The organism is Leptotrichia sp. OH3620_COT-345 (genome assembly GCF_003932895.1).
Classification (GTDB): domain Bacteria; phylum Fusobacteriota; class Fusobacteriia; order Fusobacteriales; family Leptotrichiaceae; genus Pseudoleptotrichia.
This window is the reverse complement of record NZ_RQYW01000134.1, coordinates 1-414: the sequence shown is the minus strand read 5'-3', so window position 1 is coordinate 414 and position 414 is coordinate 1. Positions and strand designations below refer to the sequence as shown.

The 414-nt window shown below is 30.2% G+C and carries 1 protein-coding gene; it reads left to right on the top strand.

Annotated elements, in window-relative coordinates; all coding sequences use genetic code 11:
- Positions 1-414, top strand: a 414-nt coding sequence (locus EII29_RS12410) for a hypothetical protein (RefSeq protein ID WP_158612554.1), incomplete at both ends; no start/stop codon positions are given.

Genomic DNA, 414 nt, shown 5'->3' with positions numbered 1-414 from the left:
TGTAGCTAATACAAATAAGCTGTTCAGTTTATCAGGAGAGTCAAGACTTGTAAATATATCGAACATAGGTAAAGTAAAAGAGCATAGCTGGAAAGATAAGACGGGACATTTACCTATAGGGAAGGCAGCATTAAGAGAACAGTTAATGCCGGGCTTATTTATCCCTGTACTACCTGACAGTAAGAAAATAGGAAAACCTGATTATTTGTATTCTAATGTGGTGACTGATATTGAAAAGCAAAAAATAATTGATAGTTATAATTTAAATGAAGATACTCTAAAAAAGCAAGAAAAAATAATAAAAGGGTTAATAAGTAACCCACATGGAACTTATGTTTACGAAAGTGCATTAATCTCAGAAGAAATCTATAATAAATTTAGAGAATATAGAACAGCAAATACAATAAGAAAAAA